The following is a 5,627-nucleotide window of genomic DNA, read 5'->3' as shown; positions in this document are numbered from 1 at the left end:
GGACCGTGCGAGAGCGCGGAGGGCGTCTTTGAAAACCGGATAGAAGATAGGAAGCCTTTGAGGGTTCCGCGGGACGTTCTAGGACGGTTCGTGGAATTCAGAGAAATACGACCAGAGCATTTGTCCAAGGGGGGAACCCCGAGGAGCAAGAGTTCAGGAATATTAAACTTGAGAGTTTGATCCTGGCTCAGAATGAACGCTGGCGGCGTGCCTAACACATGCAAGTCGGATGTGCCGCAAGGTGCATGGCAGACGGGTGAGTAACGCGTGGGGAATCTACCTTTTAGTGGGGAATAACGCTCCGAAAGGAGTGGTAATACCGCATGAGACCTTCGGCTGGGATGCTGGAGGTGAAACCTGGGGACCGCAAGGCCTGGGGCTAAGAGAGGATCCTGCGTCTGATTAGCTAGTTGGCGGGGTAATGGCCCACCAAGGCGACGATCAGTAGCCGGCCTGAGAGGGTGATCGGCCACACTGGAACTGAGACACGGTCCAGACTCCTACGGGAGGCAGCAGTGGGGAATTTTGCGCAATGGACGAGAGTCTGACGCAGCAACGCCGCGTGGGTGATGAAGGTCTTCGGACTGTAAAACCCTGTCGTCAGGGACGAAGGTGGCAGTGTTAATAGCGCTGTTACTTGACGGTACCTGGAGAGGAAGCCCCGGCTAACTCTGTGCCAGCAGCCGCGGTAATACAGAGGGGGCAAGCGTTATTCGGAATTATTGGGCGTAAAGGGCGCGTAGGCGGTTTTTTAAGTCAGATGTGTAATCCCCGAGCTCAACTTGGGAACTGCATCTGAGACTGGAAGGCTAGAGTACTGGAGAGGGTGGTGGAATTCCTCGTGTAGCGGTGAAATGCGTAGAGATGAGGAGGAACACCAGTGGCGAAGGCGGCCACCTGGACAGTAACTGACGCTGAGGCGCGAAAGTGTGGGTAGCAAACAGGATTAGATACCCTGGTAGTCCACGCTGTAAACGATGAACACTTGGTGTGGAGGGAGTTGACCCCTTCCGTGCCGGAGCTAACGCGTTAAGTGTTCCGCCTGGGGAGTACGGTCGCAAGGCTGAAACTCAAAGGAATTGACGGGGGCCCGCACAAGCGGTGGAGCATGTGGTTTAATTCGACGCAACGCGAAGAACCTTACCTGGGCTTGAACTGCAGTGGACCGGTGCAGAGATGTGCCTTTTCGCAAGAACTGCTGCAGAGGTGCTGCATGGCTGTCGTCAGCTCGTGTCGTGAGATGTTGGGTTAAGTCCCGCAACGAGCGCAACCCTTACCCGTAGTTGCCAGCGCGTCATGGCGGGAACTCTACGGGGACTGCCCGGGTTAACCGGGAGGAAGGTGGGGATGATGTCAAGTCCTCATGGCCCTTATGTCCAGGGCTACACACGTGCTACAATGGGCGATACAAACCGTTGCAAAGTCGCGAGATGGAGCTAATCGGAGAAAGTCGTCCTCAGTTCGGATTGTAGTCTGCAACTCGACTACATGAAGGTGGAATCGCTAGTAATCGTGTATCAGAATGATACGGTGAATACGTTCCCGGGCCTTGTACACACCGCCCGTCACATCACGAAAGCCGGGAGCACTTGAAGAGGCTGTGGTAACCCGCAAGGGGGCTAGGTCTCAATGGTGAACTTGGTGATTGGGGTGAAGTCGTAACAAGGTAGCTGTAGGAGAACCTGTGGCTGGATCACCTCCTTTCTAAGGAGAGTCACTTCTAGGAGTGACGAAAGGTCAACGCTTCCGATCAAAATTTCTATCCGGTTTTTAAAGACGCTCGGGCAAGTCTTTGACGAGCGTGCTTGGGCGTCCATGCCTGGGGTCGTGGTTCTGCGATCGCAAGTGGTGGTTTCGCGGGCAGGTTGCGAGTGCGGGTTTCCCGCGCGAGCAGCGGGGGCCCGGGGGGACATCGCGAGCGAAGCGAGCAGGCGGTCCCCCCGGACAACATTCGGGCCCGTAGCTCAGCTGGGAGAGCGCCTGGTTTGCATCCAGGAGGTCGTCGGTTCGATCCCGGTCGGGTCCACCAGCGCCTGCTGGGACACGCAACGGGGGCCTATAGCCCTCCCGCGTGCGAATGCACGAGGGCCTATAGCTCAGTCTGGTTAGAGCGCACGCCTGATAAGCGTGAGGTCGGTGGTTCGAATCCACCTAGGCCCACCAATTTGAGTTGAGTTGAGACCTTACGAGGTTTGAATCCAGCTCAAGACTGCCTCGAGGGGCGGGTCGAAAGACGGAGCTGTTTGACAATCAAATAGAAGGAATAGAGAAGGGTGATCCATGGCGTTGAAGTGGCGCTGTGGGCTTAAGGCGAGGCAAGTTTAGCGAATCAACACTCTCGTGGGCCGAAATGAATGATTCATGAATGTGATTCATTGATGGAAGGCCAAGTTACAAAGGGTTGACGGTGGATGCCTTGGCAGATGACAGCGATGAAGGACGTGGTAAGCTGCGAAAAGTCTCGGGGAGTTGCACGCGAACGGTGATCCGGGAATGTCCGAATGGGGAAACCCTCTTGGGTGAAAGCTCAAGAATCTCTTAGCTGAATTCATAGGCTTTGAGAGGCGAACGTGGGGAAGTGAACCATCTCAGTACCCACAGGAACAGAAAACAACAGTGATTCCGGGAGTAGCGGCGAGCGAAACCGGAGGAGCCCAAACCTCTTACGTGTAAGCGGCAGGCGTTGCGTAGGGGGGGTCGTGGGACCTACAGGCTGGAGCTGCCCTCCAGCACAGAGTTACAAAACCGACGGTTAGCGGAACGGCATGGAAAGGCCGGCGAGACAGGGTGATAGCCCCTTACGCGAAAGCCGATCGGACTCTGAGTGGTGTTCCCAAGTATGTCGGGGCACGAGAAACCTTGACAGAATTTGCCGCGACCATGCGGTAAGGCTAAATATGTTCATCTGACCGATAGTGAACCAGTACCGTGAGGGAAAGGCGAAAAGAACCCCGATGAGGGGAGTGAAATAGAACCTGAAACCGTCAATCTACAAGCAGTGGAACCCCTATGGTTTACCAGGGGAACCGCGTGCCTTTTGCATAATGAGCCGGCTAGTTATTTTCAGTGGCGAGGCGAAGCCGAAGAGGCGAAGCCGCAGGGAAACCGAGTCTGAATAGGGCGACAGTCGCTGGAAATAGACGCGAAACGGGATGATCTATCCTTGACCAGGATGAAGTCCGGGTGACACCGGATGGAGGTCCGAACCAGTGTGGGTTGAAAACCGCTTGGATGAGTTGAGGATAGGGGTGAAAGGCCAATCAAATTCCGTGATAGCTCGTTCTCCCCGAAATAGCTTTAGGGCTAGCGTCGGATGTTTCGTCGTGCAGGTAGAGACCTGAATGGACTAGGGGGCTTACCAGCTTACTGAATCCAACCAATCTTCGAATGGCACGCCGTGAAGTCCGGCAGTCAGACTGCGGGTGATAAGATCCGTAGTCGAGAGGGAAAGAACCCAGATCGCCAGCTAAGGTCCCAAAATACATGCTAAGTGGAAAAGGATGTGGATGTGCTTAGACAGCCAGGAGGTTAGCTTAGAAGCAGCTATCCTTTAAAGAAAGCGTAATAGCTCACTGGTCAAGCGGGTCTGTGCCGACAATTCAACGGGGCTAAAGCATGTTACCGAAGCTGCGAACGTAAGTGGTAGGGGAGCATTCCCTACGTCTGTGAAGGTTGACCGTAAGGACAGCTGGAGACATGGGAAGAGACTCTGTCGGCATAAGTAGCGTAAAGACGGGCGAGAACCCCGTCCGCCGTAAGACTAAGGTTTCCAACGCAAGGTCAATCCGCGTTGGGTTAGTCGGACCCTAAGCTGAGGCCGAAAGGCGTAGGCGATGGAAGGCTGGTTAATATTCCAGCACCATGAGCATCTCGTTTGTACGATGCAGGGACGCAGGAAGGTAGGGACGCAGGGCTATGGAATGTCCTGCGAAAGGTATCAAGGGTGGCGCTTAGGGAAGTCCGGGCGCCAACAGCTCAAGGTATCTGACGAAAAGTCCTGATCCTACACTGCCGAGAAAAGCTGCTAAGGAGAGGTGCTTGTGTCCGTACCGCAAACCGACACAGGTAGTCGAGGAGAGAATCCTCAGGCGTTTGAGAGAACTCTGCTGAAGGAACTCGGCAAATTAACCCCGTAACTTCGGGAGAAGGGGTACCCCGGTAGGGTTCATAGCCCGAGGGGGTGGCACATAAATGTCCCAGGCGACTGTTTAACAAAAACACAGGTCTCTGCAAACTCCAAAGAGGAGGTATAGGGGCTGACGCCTGCCCGGTGCCGGAAGGTCAAGAGGAGCGGTCAGCGCAAGCGAAGCTGCGAATTTAAGCCCCGGTGAACGGCGGCCGTAACTATAACGGTCCTAAGGTAGCGAAATTCCTTGTCGGGTAAGTTCCGACCTGCACGAATGGCGTAACGATCTGGGAACTGTCTCCAGCAGAGACTCAGCGAACTTGTAGCACCGGTGAAGATGCCGGTTACCCGCACTTAGACGGAAAGACCCCGTGCACCTTTACTACACCTTGACATTGAGGTTGGCGTTGGACTGTGCAGGATAGGTGGGAGGCTATGAAACTGGCTCGTTAGGGTCGGTGGAGCCGACGTTGAGATACCACCCTGTTTAACGCTGATCTCTAACTCGCACCCGTGATCCGGGTGGAAGACAATGTCAGGCGGGTAGTTTGACTGGGGCGGTCGCCTCCTAAAGCGTAACGGAGGCGTACGAAGGTTCCCTCAGGCTGTTTGGAAATCAGCCGCAGAGCGCAATAGTATAAGGGAGCTTGACTGCGAGTCAGACACGACGAGCAGGTGCGAAAGCAGGTTATAGTGATCCGGTGGTCCCGAATGGAAGGGCCATCGCTCAACGGATAAAAGGTACGCCGGGGATAACAGGCTGATCTTGCCCAAGAGTTCATATCGACGGCAAGGTTTGGCACCTCGATGTCGACTCATCACATCCTGGGGCTGAAGCAGGTCCCAAGGGTTCGGCTGTTCGCCGATCAATAGTGGTACGTGAGTTGGGTTCAGAACGTCGCGAGACAGTTCGGTCCCTATCTAGTGTGGGCGCAGGAGATTTGAGAGGACCTGTCCTTAGTACGAGAGGACCGGGATGGACTGACCTCTGGTGTTCCAGTTGTGCCTCCAGGTGCAATGCTGGGTAGCTATGTCGGGAAGTGAGAAGCGCTGAAAGCATCTAAGCGCGAAACACCCCTCAAGATGAGATCTCCCTATGAGACCCGTGGTAGACCACCACGTTGATAGGTCGCATGTGCAAGGCCGGTGACGGCTTCAGCTGAGCGATACTAATCGGTCCATCGACTTGACCTTTCATCAATGAATTGCATGAAGTGGACGTTTCGGTAGCGGCCTCCGCCAGGAGGACGCGTCAAGCGCGGCGAAGCAGATCGGCCAGAGGCCGAATCTGAGGCGCTAAGCGGCCGAAACTCCCGAACATCACCCACGAACGCTCGATAGAGCTTCGCCTTAACCCTTCTCAACCCTTCTACCCTTCGTCGCGGCTTTTCCCCAGGGGTCACACCCGTTCCCATCCCGAACACGGCCGTTAAGACCTGGAGGGCCGATGATACTGCTCCCCACAGGAGTGGAAAAGTAGGTCGCTGCGACGTTAAATCCC

2 tRNA genes and 3 rRNA genes are annotated in these 5,627 nt (G+C 55.3%); all 5 read left to right on the top strand.

Going from position 1 to position 5,627, the window contains the following annotated elements:
* Positions 1-164: 164 nt before the first annotated feature.
* Positions 165-1,704: ribosomal RNA gene (locus tag MLJ35_RS15735) — 16S ribosomal RNA — on the top strand.
* Positions 1,705-1,953: 249 nt separating this feature from the next.
* A tRNA-Ala gene (locus MLJ35_RS15730) sits at positions 1,954-2,029 on the top strand.
* A gap of 56 nt (positions 2,030-2,085) precedes the next feature.
* Positions 2,086-2,163 (top strand) — tRNA-Ile (locus MLJ35_RS15725).
* A 221-nt stretch (positions 2,164-2,384) separates the two neighbouring features.
* A 23S ribosomal RNA gene (locus tag MLJ35_RS15720) occupies positions 2,385-5,320 on the top strand.
* 183 nt (positions 5,321-5,503) lie between these two features.
* Positions 5,504-5,619 (top strand): 5S ribosomal RNA (gene rrf, locus MLJ35_RS15715).
* Together the 16S, 23S and 5S rRNA genes with 2 tRNA genes alongside form the textbook arrangement of a ribosomal RNA operon.
* The last annotated feature ends 8 nt before the right edge of the window (positions 5,620-5,627 follow it).

Origin of the sequence: Geothrix alkalitolerans (genome assembly GCF_022808885.1) — a bacterium.
Taxonomy (GTDB): Bacteria; Acidobacteriota; Holophagae; order Holophagales; family Holophagaceae; genus Geothrix; species Geothrix alkalitolerans.
The sequence above is the reverse complement of the archived record's forward strand: the minus strand, read 5'-3'. Positions and strand labels throughout refer to the sequence as shown.